We start from the raw sequence: 1,686 nt of genomic DNA on the forward strand, positions 1-1,686 counted from the left end.
TAGGACTAATAAGGGGCATGCCCTAATGAAGCAGTGGTAGGCAGAGGCAGGTAGAGAATGCTTTCTTCTCTCTAAAACGATAAATCTAAAAGCTCTTCTTAGTACTGGAAAACAAAAATATCATCAATCTCTGAAAATAAAAGCAGGAAAAAACAGGTGTAGCGTCTAAACGCATGGGAATGCCATGCTCATCACTTGCAACTCTTCTCACGTATAAAAAACCAAATAAGAAGGGGCATGCGACTAATCATCATGCACCTCTGGAAGAAAAATGGGAAGGGGAAGAACGTATAGGTACGTAATGCCACGCACTAAAAGGGCGCGCAAGGACTAAATCTAAACTCAGATTCTCTTGGATTTTAATATCATCCCTCCCTTTGTTCTATGTGTACCTGTATATCTTCATCCTCAAAACAATCTGCAACTTTTTGTAACAAAAAAACTGTACACAATTCCTTGAACATCTACACTATCTATATCACTAAATACTAAGGCGGATTTTTACCTAGAAAGCTTTTTGGGGTAGCGAGCCTATGCCTATGATCATTGTGATGATGCAAACCTTTTGCAAATAGTGTTTTAAGAGGGTAAAGTATTATGTTGATAGCAGAAAGCCTGTAAAGAGAAAATGGCTATGGTATGTAAGAATAGTGCTGTTTTTTATACGGAGCTGTCTTATTATAAAATTAAGTAGGGTAGAGGAAGAACGTATAGGTATGTAATTTACGCGCATAAAGGCTTTGTAGGAATTAAATCTAAACTCAGATTCTCTCTCTTTACGGAGTTAAGACTTGTGTTTTTATCATAATGACTAGCTTCTCCATCATAATATTTCTGCACGAGAGCTTTCCNCAAGCTTTTTGGGGTAGCAAGCCTATGCCTATGATCATTGTAATGATGCAAACCTTTTGCAAACAGTGTTTTAAGAGGGTAAAGTGTTATGTTGATAGCAGAAAGCCTGTAAAGAGAAAATGGTTATGGTATGTAAGAATAGTGCTGTTTTTTATAAGGAGCTGTCTTATTATAAAATTAAGTAGGGTAGGGGAAGAACGTATAGGTATGTAATGCCACGCACTTAAAGGCTTTGTAGGAATTAAATCTAAGCTCAGATTTTCTCTCTTTACGGAGTTAAGACTTGTGTTTTTATCATAATGACTAGCTTCTCCATCATAATATTTCTGCACGAGAGCTTTCCAAAAATAGTACACCAGCTAGTTTGTTCTTAAAAAAATAATCAAGGCAATACTTTTGCACCATCNATAATATTTCTGCACGAGAGCTTTCCAAAAATAGTACACCAGCTAGTTTGTTCTTAAAAAAATAATCAAGGCAATACTTTTGCACCATCCTCATTCGCCATCCTTAAGGGCGCCTTTTGCATTTACAGAAATTGCCCACTGACTTTAGAAGCGGAGCCTAGAAACGCGGGGAAGAGGAGAACCATAGAGCGGTGTGATTACTCATTCTGTCATGCTATAGAAATTTGGTTTTGTAGGGTAGAAGCAGCAGTCCCCCCCTTTAATGCCTTTTAGGCATTAAAAATGGCACGAGAAAATGCTGGTAATCGTGATATGGTTTTTATTATGGCTGATCCATGAGCTCTAAAATATAAATTGAGAGAGAATGGGCGGCATTAAAAGTTAAACGCGCATGGCGAGGCTTGAGATTGATTAGTTCAAAATCCTT

The organism is Bartonella sp. CL266QHHD (genome assembly GCF_042195355.1).
Classification (GTDB): Bacteria; Pseudomonadota; Alphaproteobacteria; order Rhizobiales; family Rhizobiaceae; genus Bartonella.